Source organism: Halodurantibacterium daqingense, assembly GCF_042666235.1.
GTDB classification, from domain to species: Bacteria; Pseudomonadota; Alphaproteobacteria; order Rhodobacterales; family Rhodobacteraceae; genus Halodurantibacterium; species Halodurantibacterium daqingensis.
The window spans coordinates 189,238-204,440 of sequence record NZ_JBHTFQ010000001.1 but is presented as its reverse complement, the minus strand read 5'-3'; the positions used below and the strand labels follow the sequence as shown (position 1 = coordinate 204,440).

The 15,203-nt window shown below is 65.2% G+C and carries 15 protein-coding genes and 1 tRNA gene; 9 read left to right on the top strand and 7 right to left on the bottom strand.

The window, feature by feature from the left end; genetic code table 11:
* The first annotated feature begins 3 nt into the window (after positions 1–3).
* The gene (locus tag ACFQXB_RS01010; protein WP_377397761.1) at positions 4–1,353 is read left to right on the top strand and encodes a S41 family peptidase; all 1,350 of its coding nucleotides are present in this window, start codon (positions 4–6) and stop codon (positions 1,351–1,353) included.
* A 51-nt stretch (positions 1,354–1,404) separates the two neighbouring features.
* A complete protein-coding gene (locus tag ACFQXB_RS01005) occupies positions 1,405–1,899 on the top strand; it encodes an RNA pyrophosphohydrolase (protein WP_377397758.1) in 495 nt (164 codons plus the stop codon).
* Positions 1,900–1,914: 15 nt separating this feature from the next.
* Here ACFQXB_RS01005 and ACFQXB_RS01000 read toward each other — a convergent pair whose 3' ends face one another.
* The 5 genes from ACFQXB_RS01000 to dapD all read right to left on the bottom strand — a co-directional run bounded on the left by ACFQXB_RS01000 (position 1,915) and on the right by dapD (position 7,889).
* Entirely contained in the window at positions 1,915–3,174 is a 1,260-nt protein-coding gene (locus ACFQXB_RS01000; protein ID WP_377397755.1) for a lytic murein transglycosylase, read from the bottom strand.
* Between the two features lie 80 nt (positions 3,175–3,254).
* Complete coding sequence (rnr, locus tag ACFQXB_RS00995) at positions 3,255–5,513, bottom strand: ribonuclease R (RefSeq protein ID WP_377397752.1); 2,259 nt, start codon at positions 5,511–5,513, stop codon at positions 3,255–3,257.
* Positions 5,514–5,567: 54 nt separating this feature from the next.
* The gene (gene dapE / locus ACFQXB_RS00990; protein WP_377397749.1) at positions 5,568–6,710 is read right to left on the bottom strand and encodes a succinyl-diaminopimelate desuccinylase; all 1,143 of its coding nucleotides are present in this window, start codon (positions 6,708–6,710) and stop codon (positions 5,568–5,570) included.
* 7 nt (positions 6,711–6,717) lie between these two features.
* Positions 6,718–7,062, bottom strand: coding sequence for a hypothetical protein (locus tag ACFQXB_RS00985; protein WP_377397746.1), 345 nt, complete (start codon positions 7,060–7,062; stop codon positions 6,718–6,720).
* Positions 7,062–7,889 carry a 2,3,4,5-tetrahydropyridine-2,6-dicarboxylate N-succinyltransferase gene (gene dapD, locus ACFQXB_RS00980; RefSeq protein WP_377397743.1) on the bottom strand — a complete coding sequence of 276 codons (828 nt, stop codon included), beginning with the start codon at positions 7,887–7,889 and terminating at the stop codon, positions 7,062–7,064. Before dapD ends, ACFQXB_RS00985 begins: the two co-directional genes overlap by 1 nt.
* A 132-nt stretch (positions 7,890–8,021) precedes the next feature.
* On the opposite strand from dapD, the gene ACFQXB_RS00975 reads away from it, so the two are divergent.
* From ACFQXB_RS00975 to hemP, 3 genes are all read left to right on the top strand, one after another.
* Positions 8,022–8,846 carry an LOG family protein gene (locus ACFQXB_RS00975; protein ID WP_377397740.1) on the top strand — a complete coding sequence of 275 codons (825 nt, stop codon included), beginning with the start codon at positions 8,022–8,024 and terminating at the stop codon, positions 8,844–8,846.
* A 105-nt stretch (positions 8,847–8,951) separates the two neighbouring features.
* Positions 8,952–9,131, top strand: a complete 180-nt coding sequence (locus ACFQXB_RS00970) for a hypothetical protein (RefSeq protein ID WP_377397737.1) — start codon at positions 8,952–8,954, stop codon at positions 9,129–9,131.
* Between the two features lie 2 nt (positions 9,132–9,133).
* Positions 9,134–9,295, top strand: coding sequence for a hemin uptake protein HemP (gene hemP / locus ACFQXB_RS00965; RefSeq protein ID WP_377399117.1), 162 nt, complete (start codon positions 9,134–9,136; stop codon positions 9,293–9,295).
* A 5-nt stretch (positions 9,296–9,300) separates the two neighbouring features.
* Here the strand turns inward: hemP and ACFQXB_RS00960 are convergent.
* Positions 9,301–9,377, bottom strand: a tRNA-Arg gene (locus tag ACFQXB_RS00960).
* A gap of 1,200 nt (positions 9,378–10,577) precedes the next feature.
* Between ACFQXB_RS00960 and ACFQXB_RS00955 the strand changes: the two genes are divergently transcribed.
* The 4 genes from ACFQXB_RS00955 to ACFQXB_RS00940 are packed head-to-tail and all read left to right on the top strand — an operon-like array spanning position 10,578 to position 14,275.
* Positions 10,578–11,612, top strand: a complete 1,035-nt coding sequence (locus ACFQXB_RS00955; RefSeq protein ID WP_377397734.1) for a LacI family DNA-binding transcriptional regulator — start codon at positions 10,578–10,580, stop codon at positions 11,610–11,612.
* Positions 11,605–12,480: a hypothetical protein gene (locus tag ACFQXB_RS00950; RefSeq protein ID WP_377397731.1), complete on the top strand. Its 876-nt coding sequence runs from the start codon at positions 11,605–11,607 to the stop codon at positions 12,478–12,480. Before ACFQXB_RS00955 ends, ACFQXB_RS00950 begins: the two co-directional genes overlap by 8 nt.
* The gene (locus tag ACFQXB_RS00945; protein ID WP_377397729.1) at positions 12,477–13,505 is read left to right on the top strand and encodes an N-acetylneuraminate synthase family protein; all 1,029 of its coding nucleotides are present in this window, start codon (positions 12,477–12,479) and stop codon (positions 13,503–13,505) included. The genes ACFQXB_RS00950 and ACFQXB_RS00945 overlap by 4 nt, the downstream gene beginning before the upstream one ends.
* Entirely contained in the window at positions 13,502–14,275 is a 774-nt protein-coding gene (locus ACFQXB_RS00940; protein ID WP_377397726.1) for a glycosyltransferase family 25 protein, read from the top strand. The genes ACFQXB_RS00945 and ACFQXB_RS00940 overlap by 4 nt, the downstream gene beginning before the upstream one ends.
* A gap of 117 nt (positions 14,276–14,392) precedes the next feature.
* Here ACFQXB_RS00940 and ACFQXB_RS00935 read toward each other — a convergent pair whose 3' ends face one another.
* On the bottom strand, positions 14,393–15,175 hold the full coding sequence (locus ACFQXB_RS00935) for a hypothetical protein (protein WP_377397723.1): 783 nt from the start codon (positions 15,173–15,175) through the stop codon (positions 14,393–14,395).
* Positions 15,176–15,203 lie beyond the last annotated feature (28 nt).

The following is a 15,203-nucleotide window of genomic DNA, read 5'->3' as shown; positions in this document are numbered from 1 at the left end:
GGCATGAGAAAATTCGTGATGGCCGCATTGGGCGGCACGATGATCGGGGCGGTACTGACCACGCAGGTCGCCGGGCCGCTTCTCGCGCAAGAGGCGAGCCGCAATGCCTCGGTCTATCAGCAGCTTGATCTGTTCGGCGACATTTTTGAGCGGATCCGCAACCAGTATGTCGAGGAGGTTGATCCGGCCGATCTGATCGAAGCGGCGATCAACGGCATGCTGACCTCGCTTGATCCCCATTCCGGCTATCTGCCGCCCGAGGATTTTTCCGACATGCGGGTGCAAACCCGGGGCGAGTTTGGCGGCCTGGGGATCGAGGTCACGCAGGAAGAGGGCTTCGTCAAGGTCGTTTCACCGATCGACGGAACGCCTGCCGACATCGCCGGCGTCGAGGCCGGTGACTTCATCACCCATGTGGACGGCGAATCGGTGCTGGGCCTCACGCTGGACCAGGCCGTCCAGATGATGCGGGGGCCGGTCGGATCGGAAATCATCATCACCGTGGTGCGTGAAGGCCGGGCAGAGCCGTTCGACCTGTCGATCATCCGCGACACGATCAAGCTGACGGCGGTGCGGACCCGGCTTGAAGGTGACACGGTCGTATTGCGTGTCACGACCTTCAACGACCAGACCTATGCCAATCTCGAGGAAGGCCTGCGCCAGAGCATCGAGGAAGCCGGCGGGCTTGATCGCGTGAACGGCATCGTGCTTGACCTGCGCAACAACCCGGGCGGCCTGCTGAACCAGGCGATCCGCGTGACCGATGCTTTCCTCGACAAGGGCGAAATCGTTTCGACCCGGGGCCGTGATGCCGAAGCCGGCGAACGGTTCAACGCCACGGAAGGGGATCTGACCGAGGGCAAGCCGATCGTGGTCCTGATCAATGGCGGCTCGGCATCGGCGTCGGAAATCGTCGCTGGCGCCTTGCAGGATCACCGCCGCGCGATCGTGGTCGGCACCAAGAGCTTCGGCAAAGGATCGGTCCAGACAGTCGTTCCGCTGCGCGGCGACGGGGCGATGCGCCTGACGACCTCGCGCTATTACACCCCGTCCGGGAGATCGATCCAGGCGCTGGGCGTGGCGCCGGATATCCTTGTGCAGCAACCGCCGCGCCGCCCGGCCTCGGAGGACGAGGAGACCAATCCCCTGCACAGCCGCAGCGAGGCCGATCTGCGCAATTCGCTTCTCAATGACAGCATGAGCGATGCCGAGCGCGAACAGATGGAGGCCGAACAGCGCCGGGCCGAAGAAGCGGCACGGCTGCGCGAAGAGGACTACCAGCTAGCCTATGCGATCGATATCCTGAAAGGCATGTCGGCGCTCTCTCCCTCGGTGCGCGCGACGCAGGATTGATCCTGGCGCCGGGGCCACGCGACGCGGCCCCGGCCCGTAAGGAACTGGATGATGACACCCGAACAAATCGCGGCCCTGCCCTACCGACCCTGCGTCGGCGTCATGCTTGTGAACCGCGACGGCCGCATCTTTGCGGGCCAGCGCATCGACAGTGATATCCCGGCCTGGCAGATGCCCCAGGGTGGCATCGATGAGGGCGAAACGCCGCGTCAGGCCGCGCTGCGCGAATTGACCGAGGAAATCGGCGTTTCCCCCGACCTGGTGACGGTGCAGGAGGAAACGCCGGGCTGGATCCGCTATGACCTGCCGCCCGATCTGGTCGGCAAGGTGTGGAAGGGCCGTTTTCGCGGGCAGAAACAGCGCTGGTTCCTGATGCGCTTCACCGGTGAAGATCGTCAGATCAACATCGCAACCACCCATCCCGAGTTTTCCGAGTGGCGCTGGCTGACCTCATCGGAACTGCTCGACAGCATCGTGCCGTTCAAAAGAGCCACCTATGCGCAGGTGATCGGACATTTTCAGCGCCACCTCCCCGGCGGGGCCTGAACCCCGCCAGCCCTCTCAGCCCCGGCGCAGCCGCGTCAGCAGATCGGCCGAGACATAGCCATCCGGCGTCAGGCCCGCCGCCGATTGATAGGCACGGACAGCGGCAAGGGTGTTCGGCCCGATCCGCCCGTCGACACCGCCGGTATCGAAGCCACGGGCGGTCAGAAGCCGCTGCAGCTCCTGCCGCTCCGCCACGCTCAGCGCGCGATCCCCCCGAGGCCAGTCGGCCCGGAACGGCCCGCCGCCGCGCAACCTGTCGGACAGGTGGCCGATGCCCAGAGCGTAGGAATCGGACGAATTGTAGCGCTTGATGACGGCAAAATTGCTGAAGGTCAGGAAGGCAGGGCCACGGGCGCCGGCCGGCAGGAAAAGCTGCGCATTGCCGTGGTTGGGAATCGCCCCGCCCCCGGCAAGCCGCACGCCCTGCGCCGCCCAGTCCCCGACGGGTCGCGCCGTGCCGACCAGGGCGTGATTGAACCCCTGCGGCAACTGCACCTCGACCCCCCAGGGCTGGCCGCGGGTCCAGCCGAACCGCGCCAGATAGGCGGCAGCCGAGGCCAGCGCATCGCTCGGATCATCCGACCAGATGTCGCGGCGCCCGTCGCCGGTAAAGTCAACCGCGTAATCCAGATAGCTTGTCGGCATGAACTGGGTATGGCCCATGGCACCGGCCCAACTCCCGGTCATCGCCTCGGGGCCGATATCGCCGGCCTGAACGATCTTCAGCGCGGCCACCAGCTGTTCCTCGAAGAAGGGACCGCGACGCCCGTCATAGGCAAGCGTGGCCAGCGCCGGGATGATCGGCGTTGTTCCGCGGAAGCCGCCATAGGAGCTTTCCATCCCCCAGACCGCCAGCACCACTTCCTTTTCAACGCCATAGCGCGCCTCGATCGCCTGCAGGACGCGGGCATGTTCGGCCAGCTTGGCGCGCCCGGTGTTGATGCGCGTTGCGGAAACGGCCCCGTCGAGATAGTCCCAGATCGCGCGGGTGAACTCGGCCTGGTTGCGGTCGCGCTGAACCACATCGGGCATGTAGCTGGCGTTGCGAAAGGCCCGGTCGAAGACCTGCGGCGAGATTCCCTGCGCGGTAGCCCGGGGGCGGAACCCCTCGACCCATCGGTTGAAGCCGCTTTGGCTTCCGGGCTGGCGCGGCCCGGCATCGGCCGCGGGCGCCGGACGTGCCTCGGGGCGGGCGGATCGATCTACGGGCCCGCCCATGCCGCAGCCAGGCAGAAGAAGGGTCGCCAATCCGAGGGCGGTGAAGGTCTTACGCATCGGGCACCTGCTCTGTTATCGTTAGCGCAAGTTTAGCCTTTTTCACCCTTTGCGCCAACCAAAGCACCGCCCGGTCGGGTTCAGGACCGGCGTTTGCGTTCAACTTTGCGTTTGGTGCTGGCGCTGCGGGCCTTGAAGGCGCCCGGCTTGCGTCCCTTCGGTGCCCCTCGTGCCGGAAGCGAACCGCGCGGCAACTCGCGATCCTCGATCGACAGAAGCTCCAGCATCAACCCGCCCGTCACCGGCACCGCCTCGGCAAGCCGGACGGTAACCCGCTGCCCGATGCCCAGTGTCAGGCCGCTCCGGTCGCCCATCAGTGTCTGGCTGCGGTTGTCATAGTGGAAATACTCGCGCCCGAGCGTGCGGATCGGGATCAGCCCGTCCGCGCCTGTTTCGGAAAGCTTCACGAACAGTCCGAATTTCGTGACGCCGGATATGCGGCCCTCGAATTCGTTGCCCACCCTTTCGGAGAGGTAGGCGGCCAGATAGCGGTCTGTGGTGTCACGCTCGGCGGCCATGCTGCGCCGTTCGGTTTCCGAGATATGCTTGGCGGTTTCCTCCAGCCGCTCGATATCTTGGGGTGAAAGGCCGTCATCCCCCCAGCCATGTCCGGAAATGAGCGCCCGGTGCACCACCAGATCCGCATAGCGCCGGATGGGCGAGGTGAAATGCGCATAGTTCTTCAGCGCCAGCCCGAAGTGGCCGAAATTTTCGGCGTTGTAATAGGCTTGGGTCATCGACCGCAGTGCGCTGATGTTCAGGAGTTCGTCGAACTCGGTCCCCTGTGCCTGGGCCAGAAGGTTGTTGATGTGCCGGGTCTGGAGCACCTGCCCCTTGGCCAGCGTGAAGCCCGAAGCCTGGGCAACCTCGCGCAGCGCCTCCAGCTTTTCCGGACTGGGCTCTTCGTGGACGCGGAACAGAAGCGGACGGCGCAGGCGGTTCAGCTCTTCCGCCGCGGCGACATTGGCGAGGATCATGAACTCCTCGATCAGCTTGTGCGCATCCAGGCGTTCGCGGAAGGCGACCGATGTCACCCTGCCCTCGGGTGAAAGCTCGATCCGCCGTTCGGGCAGGTCGAGATCCAGCGGCTGACGCCTGGCCCGGGCGCGGTGCAGGGCGGCATAGGCGGCATAGAGCGGGTGGATCACCTCCTCCAGCAGTTCGGCGCAGCGGTCGTTCGGCCGGCCATCCTGCGCGGCCTGAACCTCTTCATAACTCAGCGAGGCAGGCGACTGCATCATCGCGCGGGTAAAGCGGTGCCCGATCTTGTTGCCCGCGGCGTCGATCTTCATACGCACGGCGATGCACGGCCGCGGCACGCCTTCGTGCAGCGAACAGAGATCCCCCGAAAGCCTGTCCGGCAGCATCGGCACCACGCGGTCGGGGAAATAGCTGGAATTGCCGCGCGTCCAGGCTTCGCGGTCCAGCGCCGATCCGGGGCGCACATAATGGGCCACATCGGCGATGGCGACCCAGACGATATGGCCACCCTCGTTCTTCGGGTCGTCATCGGCATGGGCATAGACGGCATCGTCATGATCGCGCGCATCCGAGGGATCGATGGTGACGATCGGCAGATGCCTCAGATCCTCGCGCTTGCCCAGCGCAGCCGGTCGGGCGCGGTCGGCCTCGGCGATGGCTTCGTCGGAAAAGGCATCGGGGATTCCATGCTGGTGAATGGCTATCAACGACACCGCCTTGGGCGCTGTCGGGTCGCCCAGCCGGTTGACCACCCGCGCCTGCGGCAGGCCCATCCGCGCCCGAAGGCCCGCCTGTTCGGCCTCGACCAGTTCGCCATCCTGCGCCCCAAGCGTCGCCCCCGCCAGGACCCGCCATTCCTTGTCGGCGCCCTTGTCGATGGGAACGATCCGGCCGCCTTCGGTTTCCTTGCGGAAGATGCCCAGCAGGCGCTGCGGATTGACGCCGATCCTGCGGATCACACGCCCCTCGTAGTGATGCGCCTCGCCGATGACCTCGGTCAGCCGGGCAAGGATGCGGTCACCCTCGCCCAGCGCGGGATCGGCTTCGCGCAACTGCATCAGCACCTTCGGTTCCGGCCCCTCGCCCTGCCATTCCAGCGGGCGGGCATAAAGATCACCCGCGGCATCGGGGGCCAGCACCTGAACGATGCTGACCGGCGGCAGCTTTTCCGCATCGCGGTAGGTGCGCCGGCGGCGCTCGACCAGGCCTTCGCCCTCAAGCTCCTTGAGCAGGCGCTTGAGATCGATGCGGGCCGCGCCCTTGATCCCGAAGGCTTTGGCGATGTCACGCTTTGCCGTCAGGCCCGGGTTCTCGGCGATCCAGGTGCGAAGGTCATCTTTGGAGGGTATACGCGTCATTTTTCACAGGTAGCACGCAGCCCCTGCTTCGTCATGCGGAAAGTCGGGTAGGATTCAGCCGAAATAGTCGCGCAGGATCCGGCCGTAAATCGCCTTCAACTGCTGGATCTGCGCCACGGGAACACATTCATCCACCTGATGCATCGTGCGCCCCACCAAGCCGAATTCCACCACCGGGCAATGGTCCTTGATGAAGCGCGCATCGGATGTCCCACCCGAGGTGGACAGGGCCGGTTCGCGCCCGGTTTCCGCCGCCACCGCCCGCGCCACCAGGTCCGAAAATGGACCGGGCGGGGTCAGGAAGCTTTCGCCCGAAATCCCGACCGTCAGATCAAGACTGACGCCGGTTTCAGCGCGAACCACTTCCGCCATCTGCTGAAGCCACTCGGCCAGCCCCTGCCCGGTATGGGTATCGTTGAAGCGGATGTTCACGCTCGCCCGCGCCTGGGCCGGGATCACGTTGGTTGCCGGATTGCCGGTGTCGATCGTGGTGATCGCCAATGTCGAGGCGTCGAAATGTGCCGTGCCCTGGTCAAGCTCGTGTTGCGCCAGACGGTCCAGAAGCCGCACAAGGGCCGTGAGCGGGTTTCTGGCCCGGTGCGGATAGGCCGAGTGGCCCTGCACGCCCCGGGCTGTCACATGGGCGGTAAGCGACCCGCGCCGCCCGATCTTCATCATCTCGCCCATGGACTCGGGGCAGGTGGGCTCTCCCACCAGGCAATGCGCCATCGCCTCGCCCTCGGAGCGCATCCAGTCCAGAAGCGCGACAGTGCCGTGCCTGGCATCGCCCTCTTCATCGCCGGTGATCGTGATGATGATCGCCCCATCGGGGGGCGTGGCCGTCACGAAATCGATCGCCGCCGCGACAAAGGCCGCAACCCCCGACTTCATGTCGGTCGCGCCGCGCCCGTAAAGGATGCCATCACGGATTTCCGCGCCGAAGGGATCGACACTCCAGGCGGCGGCATCGCCCACGGGAACGACATCGGTATGGCCGTTGAAGCCAAAGCTGCGCGCGTGCCCCTTGTCGCCCCAGCGGGCAAAGAGGTTGGGAACACCCCCCCGATCCACGCGTGTGCAGTGAAAACCCGCGCCCGCCAGAAGCCCTTCCAGCAGAACCAGCGCCCCACCCTCTTGGGGCGTGACGGATGGGCAACGGATCAGATCGGCGGTCAGCGCGACAGCATCGGTGGTCATCGGGGCCTCAGTCGAAGAACGGTGTCATCTGCGCGACGATCACCGAATTTTCCTGCAATGCGCGCTGCATGAGCGCCTGTTCCTCGGCATCGATCTCTTCCCCGGCGGCAAGGCGTTCATCCAGCGTGCCGTAGCCCGTCACATCAAGAGGGGCAAGCTCGGCCTGCTTCAGGATCGCAACCGTTTCGCGCACCGCCTCGGCCTCGTCCACACCGCTTGCATAGCAGATCAGGGCCGCGCCCGTCGCCTTGGGCGGCAGGCCGTCGTCCTTCCTGCGGCCGACCTCGACCAGCAGCGTGTAAACCTGCTGCGGGCGTTTCGGCTTGGGCGCGGGGCGGTCAGCCTCTTCCATCAGTCGCGCAGCAATTCGTTGATCGAGGTCTTGGAGCGGGTCTGCGCATCGACCTTCTTCACGATGACCGCGCAGTAAAGATGCACGCCACCTTTCGAAGGCATCGACCCGGCGACCACCACCGAGCCTGCCGGAACCTCGCCATACATCACCGCGCCGGTTTCGCGATCGACGATCTTGGTCGACTGACCGATGAACACGCCCATGCCCAGCACCGATCCCTCGCGCACGATCACGCCCTCGACCACCTCGGAGCGGGCGCCGATGAAGCAGTTGTCCTCGATGATCGTGGGTCCGGCCTGCATCGGCTCCAGAACGCCGCCGATGCCAACGCCGCCCGACAGGTGCACGTTCTTGCCGATCTGCGCGCAGGATCCGACCGTTGCCCAGGTGTCGACCATGGTGCCGCTGTCGACATAGGCGCCCAGATTGACGAAGGACGGCATCAGAACCACGCCAGGCGCGATAAAGGCAGAGCGGCGCACGACGCAGTTCGGAACCGCGCGGAACCCGGCCGCTTTCCAGTCGGACGCGGCCCAGCCCTTGAACTTGCTGTCCACCTTGTCCCACCAGCCGCCGCCCTGCGGCCCGCCGGTCTGTTCTTCCATATCCTTCAGCCGGAAACCAAGCAGCACCGCCTTCTTGGCCCACTGGTTCACATGCCAGCGGCCATCCGCCTGACGTTCGGCGACGCGCAGCTGGCCCTTGTCCAGCGCGGCAAGCGTTGCCTCGATCGCATCACGCGTCTCGCCGGTCGTGGCGGGGGTGATGCTGTCGCGCGCGTCCCAGGCGGCCTCGATCGCGGTTTCCAGGGCAGCGTTCGACATTGGATCCTCCGGTTCGGTTTTGCTGGCGTGACCGTGCCTATAGACGAGCGCCCCCGTCGGCGCAATTCCCAAGGGTGGCGCTGGTCCGGCACCGGCATTAGGTTAGCGCCAACGCGCGCGAGGAGAAGCAGCATGACCGACGACGGCAGAACCCACCCCCTGCGGGATTCGCAGCAAGATTTCGAAGCCGCGCAGCACCGGCCCGATACCGCACAGGCCCGCGCGCCGGCCTACCGGCTTGCCTTTGCCGATACCGACTTCCTGATGCGGGAGGAACTGCGTCCGGTCCGGCTGCAGCTGGAACTGCTCAAGCCGGAACTGGTGATGGCCGAACGGGGCATCCAGTCAACCGTGGTGCTGTTCGGGGGCGCGCGCATTCCCGAACCGGCCCACAAGGATCAGGCCCGCACCGAAACCCTGGCCGGCCTTGCGCATTATTACGACGAGGCCCGGCGTTTCGCCCGGCTTGTCACCGAGCGCAGCGTCGAAAGCTATGGCAAGGATTACGTGATCGTCACGGGGGGCGGCCCGGGCGTGATGGAGGCCGGCAACCGCGGCGCCCAGGACGCGGGCGGGATCTCGATCGGGCTGAACATCGTGCTGCCGCATGAACAGCGGCCGAACATTTATGTGACGCCCGATCTTTGCTTCAACTTTCACTATTTCGCGGTGCGCAAGATGCACTTCCTGATGCGCGCCCGCGCGGTTGCGGTGTTTCCGGGTGGATTCGGAACGCTGGACGAAATGTTCGAGTCGCTCACCCTGATCCAGACCAGACGGATGCGGCCCGTGCCCTTCCTTCTGTTTGGCGAAGCGTTCTGGCGCCGGATCATCAACTGGGATGCGCTTGCCGATGCCGGGACCATCGCGGCGGAAGACCTTCACCTTTTCCGTTTCGTGGAGACCGCGGAAGAGGCCATGGCAGTGATCGATGCCTGGGAAGATCCCTGTCTATAACTGATAAAAACAATCAGGATTGACTCTCCAAGGTCTTTCTGTCAGGTTTCTTGCATGATCGAGCCACCCGCTGTGGGAAGCCCAGAAACGCGACAGGAGAACAGGATGACAAGACCAGTGCCTACCCCCTTGCCGCCCGCCCGCGCGGCTTCGCCTTCCATGCCCCTGGCTGCGCGGCGGCACAGCGCAATCTGCAGCCTCGCGCTTGTGCAGGCCCTGTTTGACGGCGCATGGATCGAAACCCGGATCGAGCAAATCGTGGACCGCGTCGGAGGCCTTGCATGAACATGATCGTAACCCACCCCCGTATCGTCGAAGCGGTCAGCGGCCTGCCGCTGCATGACGCGACCGATCTGACCGGCGGCGGCATCCAGGCGCAGATCCGGCTTAACGACCAGATCTACACGCTGCGCATCACCAAGGCGGGCAAGCTGATCCTGACGAAGTGAACCGCTGGTGACCCCGAGAGGATTCGAACCTCCGACCTCCAGATTAGGAATCTGCTGCTCTATCCTGCTGAGCTACGGGGCCGCCTTGCGGCCCCTTCTCGTTACGGGCAAGCGCGCCGGATTTCAACCGCCGGAACGAGACCGACGCAGTTTTGCCTCCTGTAGGGCGCATCGGGCGGTATCCGGGCGAAACGGGGCTGCGCGACGGCGGCCGGGGGCCAAGTGTCCAGCGCCCGTTGCGCGCGTTGCGGTTGAAGCTGGCTGACTGCAAATCGCACCCGACGCCTGTCGAAGCTGGCATGGCGGATCGGCAACGGCTGCGCCACCCTTTCAATGCCCGGAGCGCGCCGTCGCTACCCTTTCCCTTGGAAAAACCTGCGGGGTAACGAACGCTGCCACGGCCCCCAGCCTCACACCAAGCCCCCAACCTCACACCAAGCCCCCAACCTCACACCAAGCCCACGTGCCCCGCGGCAACGAACGAGCCGCGGCGCCTTGGCCGCACCCGATGATGGCGACCCTTGGCAGATCCTCCCACGCAATCCTGCGCCACCACCCAATCCCGCCGAGCCGGTCGCGCACGCGTGCAGCGCCCGGTGCGCCCCTCACACCAGGCAGATGCCGGCCCGAGGCGGAGGATGTTCGGATGTCGGTAGGTCTGCAGCCCTGCAGAAACTCGGGCCCACGCTCGTTCAGCCGCTTGCGGAGGACGGGATCCCTCTCAAGCGGCAGGCGCGCGTCTCGGGCGGCGGCCCCGGCATGCGCGATGATCCGCTGCGCCCAGCCCTGTTGAAGCAGGCAAGTCCGACCATGGCGCTGCTACCCGGCGATCTTCCAAAGGGTGGGAGCGATGCCGAATGATATCACCATCATCAGCGCCCGACGCAGCCTGAACGGGGCTGCAAGACCTGTGGGGCGCTGCCGTGGGCGGGCTACTGGATGCGGCTGACGACAGGGCGGCCGGATCAGGTGGGACCAACGGTCAACCATCCCTTTGTTGTGACGACCGGGCAGGTCTTCGCCCTCCATTCGCAAGGACGTCGACGAGGCCTGTGGCTTCTGGCCGGCAATTGCGCGAAAGGGCCATGGACGCGGCATCCTGATGGCGCCGCAGTCTTTCCCGGGTCGGAACGGAACCGATGACGGGGGCACCCCCGATCGACAACCGCTCCGCCATCCGCGGTTGCCTCTGCCATGGATGCCGCCGGTCCTTGCAGAACGCGCTTGGAATGGCTGCGGGTTTGGCGCTAACTAGTCCTGAGGCAAGACAGGTTTTACCCCCGTGACAAAACTCCCGACGCCCGATCCACGCCGCCCCTTGACGCTGCGCGATGTATCGGAAGCCTCAGGCGTAAGCGAAATGACCGTCAGCAGGGTGCTTCGTAACCGCGGCGACGTGTCTGCCGCAACGCGCGACAGGGTGCTCGAGGCCGCAAAGCGCCTTGGCTATGTACCGAACAAGATCGCGGGTGCGCTGGCAAGCCAGCGGGTAAACCTGGTGGCGGTCATCATCCCCTCGCTGTCGAACATGGTTTTTCCAGAAGTGCTGGCCGGCATTTCCGAGGCGCTTGAGGATACCGGACTTCAGCCCGTGGTCGGCGTCACGGATTATTCGCTCGAACGCGAGGAGGCGGTTCTTTACGAAATGCTGTCCTGGCGACCCTCGGGCGTGATCGTTGCCGGGCTGGAGCATTCCGACATCAGCCGGGCCATGCTGTCGAACGCCGGCATTCCGATCGTCGAGATCATGGACGTGGACGGACCGGCGATCGATTCGAACGTCGGGATCTCGCATCGACGTGCAGGGCGGGAAATGGCCGCTGCGATCCTTGCCGCTGGCTATCGACGCATCGGGTTTCTGGGCACCAAGATGCCCCACGACCACCGTGCCCGCAAACGGCTCGAAGGCTTCCGTGCGGCCCTGAACGAGGCGGGGCTCGATCTTGCCGATACCGAGTTCTATTCGGGCGGCTCGGCGCTTCTGAAGGGGCGCGAGATGACGCAAGCGATGCTCGCGCGCAATCCCGACCTCGATTTCCTGTATTACTCCAACGACATGATCGGCGCGGGCGGCCTGCTGTACTGCCTTGAACAAGGCATCGACGTGCCGGGCAAACTGGGTCTCGCCGGGTTTAACGGCGTGGAGCTGCTGGACGGCCTGCCGCGCCGGCTGGCCACGATGGATGCCTGCCGCCGGGAAATCGGCCAGATCGCCGCCGAGATCATTTCCGGCAAACGTCAAAGCGACCTTGTCGGCGGAGAACGCGTGGAGCTGACGCCCAAGCTGCAACCGGGCGATACGATCCGCAATGCCTGACCAAAGGCCGCGCGCGGCGCTTCAGGTGGTCCTGTTGTTCTGGGGCACGAAATACGGGGCCGACCATGTGAACGCGCTGGCGGAAAGCCTGCGCGACCACGCCAGCGCGCCGCTGCACATCCTCTGCCTGAGCGACCGCCCGCGCCAAGGGCTGACTGTCGCGCAGCACCCTATCCCCGAGGCCTTCGCCCGCCCCGAATACCTGGGGGGCGGTTGTCAGGCAAAGCTTTCGGTATTTTCGCCCGGGCTGCTGGAACCCGATATCCCGGCGCTGCTTGTCGATCTTGACACGATGGTCACGGGTGATGTGCTGCGCCTGTTGCCGCTTCTGGAACGGCCCGGGATCTACATGCTGCCGGCAACCTGGGGCACGATCTGGCCGCTGTTGCGGATTCTGTCGTGGATCCTGCCGCTGCGCTGGCGGGGCAACAGTTCGCTCGTGCTGTTTCGCCCCGGGGACTGGACCCATGTGCCGGACCAGTTCCTGAAGGACTGGGCGCACGACCCGCGCCCGGAATACGCTGTGGCGGACGACAAGTATCTGTCCCGGATCGCCGGCCGGGCCCTGCGCCGCATTCCGCCAGACCTGGCCGTCAAGTTCACCAATGAATTTGCAAGCCGCATTCCCGCCCTCGCGGGCCTTCTGGGCCGCATGACCCGGACACGTGCCAGACGGCAGAATCTTGTCGCCATCACCTTTTCCGGCGGCCAGGCCAAGCCCGAACAATTGCAGGCCCTGCCCGAAGGCGCGGTCATCCCGCTGGGCCGCGGACGTCGCCTGGTCTGGTCAGCGGCGGCGACAAGCGGCATGATGGCGCCCATCAAACTTCACTGGTCCCGCATCGGACAGAACAGGCAGACGACATGAAGATCGCCCACCGCGAGGTTTCCCCCGCCCATCCGCCCCTGGTCATTGCCGAGATCGGCATCAACCATGGTGGCGATCTGGATGTGGCCAAGACGATGGTGCGGCTTGCCCGCGATGCGGGCTGCGAATGCATCAAGCATCAGACCCATATCGTGGAAGACGAGATGACCGAGGAGGCGAAGGAGATCTTCCCGCCCAATGCCGACGTCTCGATCTGGGAGGTGATGAACCGTTGCGCCCTGTCGCGCGAGGATGAGGTCAGGCTCAAGGATTACACCGAAAGCCTTGGCATGATCTACATCTCCACGCCCTTTTCGCGCGCCGCGGCGGATTTCCTGAACGAGATCGGCGTGCCTGCCTTCAAGATCGGCTCGGGCGAGGCCGACAACCTGCCGCTGATCCGTCACATCGCGCGGATGGGCAAGCCGGTGATCCTGTCCACCGGCATGCAGACGATCGACACGATGCGCGCGAGCGTCGCGATCCTTGAAGCGGCAGGGATCGACTACGCGTTGCTGGAATGCACCAACCTCTATCCCTCTCCGCCCGAAATCGTGTCACTGCGCGGTGTGACGGACCTGCGCGAGGCCTTTCCCAACGCCGTCGTCGGTTTTTCAGATCACTCCATCGGCCCGGAAATGGCGCTGGCCTCGGTGGCGCTGGGGGCCTCGATCCTCGAGAGGCATTATACCGACAGCCGTTACCGGATCGGCCCCGACATCATCTGTTCGATGGACCCGGCAGAACTGCGGTTTCTGATCGACCGGTCGCGCGAAATCCACACGGCCCTTCACAATGAAAAGCGGCGCACCGCCCCCGAGGAATCGGTCTATCGCTTTGCCCGCGCCAGCGTCGTCGCCGACCGCGACCTTCCCGAAGGCCATGTGATCACCGAAGCCGATATCTGGGCCCGCCGCCCCGGTTCGGGCGAGATCCCGGGCTATGACTTCGACAAGGTGGTGGGCAAGCGCCTGACCCGGGCGGTGCCCCGGAACCGGCAGCTGAAATGGTCGGATCTGGCATGACAGGCGGCGCGCTTGGCATCTGGCTGATCAATCTGCCGCGATCATCCGACAGACGCGCGCACATGGAAGCGCAGCTGGCTGCGCTGTCGCTGGACGTCACCCTGTTCACTGCCGTTGACGGGCGGGCCGAATGGGACAGGCTGGTGCCAAGCGTCGATCTGGCCGCGTTCCGGCGCAATGTCGGGCGTGAGGTGATGCCCGGCGAGATCGGCGCCTATCATTCGCATCTTGGCGTCTGGCAGGCATTGCTGGACAGCCCGCATGACGTGGCGCTGGTGCTGGAAGATGACGTAGTCTTCCACGACGAGTTTCTTCCCGCGCTGGAAACGGCCCTTCGCCTGCGCGACGAATGGGATTTTCTCAAGCTCAACAAGATCCGCGCCAAGCATCCTGTTGCCCAGCGCCGGGCGGGCAACTGGGTGCTGAACGCCTATCTGGGCCCGGCAACCGGGCTGGGTGCCTACCTCATCACCCGGGATCTGGCGGCGCGGCTGTTGCCGGTGATGCTGCCGATCACCCGGCCCATCGACCATGAACTTGACCGGATCCATGTGCATGATTTCCGCCACTATGGGCTCGAGCCATTCCCGAGCCATGTGGATGACGGCAATGTCAGCACCATTACCGGCAAAGGATTTGCCGAGGTGCGCAAGTTTCCCGCCCACCGACGCCTGCCAGCCTATGCGCTGCGCCTGACAAACCTGATCGGGAAGGCGCGCCATCTTGCCGCGCGCGGCCGCCTGCGGCCCCTCCGGCAACCTCCGGACTGACCGCCAGATCGGACACGATCGGCCCGGCGCATCAAGGCTTGGGCTTCTCGGAGCCTTGCGGCTCGGGGCCCGCGGCACCCTGATGGAAGGCCTTTCAGGCACGTCACCTGCGGCCTGTCAGTCGGGGATCGTGCCGCCGTGGTCGCGCCAGTAATTCGCCATCCAGCGCACCTGCCCATGCCCCATATGGGGAAACCGGTCCCACCAGCCGGCGCCCGCGCGGATCAGATCGATCGGCCGCGGCTTGCCGTGGAAGGCAACGACCTTCGCCTCGCCCGAGGGTTCACGTGGCGGCAGGATCAGGTCCAGCCCCATGGGCCGGCGCAGATGGCGCTTGAAGCTGACCACCCAGCCAGCAGGCCAGAACGACATTGCACTTGCATGGGCATGAACCCATTTCTGTTCGATGACCAGCGCGCGGGCGTTGTGTTCCGGGTCTTCCTGAAAGCGTTCGACGATCTGGGCCTCGGCACCCAGGGTGAAGGCGAAAAGGCAGGTTCCGGCCTCGGGCGCGCCCTTTCCACTGGGGTGCGGGCGCCAGTCGGGGCCCATGTCCGTGGTCAGAAACGGCGCGGGGTGATCGAAGAACGGATCAAGGCTGCTGCAGATCACCATGTCGAGGTCGATGAAAAGCGCGCGCCCCGTCAGCCCGTAAAGATCGCGGCAATAAACGGCAAGCTTGGGCCAGGCACCGTCCCACCACATCCAGTCGGACAGGCCGATATCCGGGATCGGGAAGGATTCCACACCCTCGTCGAAACCCGTGGCATCATCGGTCAGACAGACGAAGCGGAACGGCCCTGTGATGTTGCGCCGACAGGCGCGAAACAGCACGTTCACGTAGTCCGCCGGATAAAGCGTGCCCCATTTCATGCACAAGACAACGCGCGACTGGCTCATACCGGCCCTCCCTGTTCCGCCCAGCCCT

Excerpts from the sequence above, each read along its gene's own strand:
- ACFQXB_RS01010 (WP_377397761.1), top strand. The coding sequence starts at position 4 with ATGAGAAAATTCGTGATGGCCGCATTGGGCGGCACGATGATCGGGGCG.
- ACFQXB_RS01005 (WP_377397758.1), top strand. The coding sequence starts at position 1,405 with ATGACACCCGAACAAATCGCGGCCCTGCCCTACCGACCCTGCGTCGGC.
- ACFQXB_RS01000 (WP_377397755.1), bottom strand. The coding sequence starts at position 3,174 with ATGCGTAAGACCTTCACCGCCCTCGGATTGGCGACCCTTCTTCTGCCT.
- rnr (WP_377397752.1), bottom strand. The coding sequence starts at position 5,513 with ATGACGCGTATACCCTCCAAAGATGACCTTCGCACCTGGATCGCCGAG.
- dapE (WP_377397749.1), bottom strand. The coding sequence starts at position 6,710 with ATGACCACCGATGCTGTCGCGCTGACCGCCGATCTGATCCGTTGCCCA.
- ACFQXB_RS00985 (WP_377397746.1), bottom strand. The coding sequence starts at position 7,062 with ATGGAAGAGGCTGACCGCCCCGCGCCCAAGCCGAAACGCCCGCAGCAG.
- dapD (WP_377397743.1), bottom strand. The coding sequence starts at position 7,889 with ATGTCGAACGCTGCCCTGGAAACCGCGATCGAGGCCGCCTGGGACGCG.
- ACFQXB_RS00975 (WP_377397740.1), top strand. The coding sequence starts at position 8,022 with ATGACCGACGACGGCAGAACCCACCCCCTGCGGGATTCGCAGCAAGAT.
- ACFQXB_RS00970 (WP_377397737.1), top strand. The coding sequence starts at position 8,952 with ATGACAAGACCAGTGCCTACCCCCTTGCCGCCCGCCCGCGCGGCTTCG.
- hemP (WP_377399117.1), top strand. The coding sequence starts at position 9,134 with ATGATCGTAACCCACCCCCGTATCGTCGAAGCGGTCAGCGGCCTGCCG.
- ACFQXB_RS00950 (WP_377397731.1), top strand. The coding sequence starts at position 11,605 with ATGCCTGACCAAAGGCCGCGCGCGGCGCTTCAGGTGGTCCTGTTGTTC.
- ACFQXB_RS00945 (WP_377397729.1), top strand. The coding sequence starts at position 12,477 with ATGAAGATCGCCCACCGCGAGGTTTCCCCCGCCCATCCGCCCCTGGTC.
- ACFQXB_RS00940 (WP_377397726.1), top strand. The coding sequence starts at position 13,502 with ATGACAGGCGGCGCGCTTGGCATCTGGCTGATCAATCTGCCGCGATCA.
- ACFQXB_RS00935 (WP_377397723.1), bottom strand. The coding sequence starts at position 15,175 with ATGAGCCAGTCGCGCGTTGTCTTGTGCATGAAATGGGGCACGCTTTAT.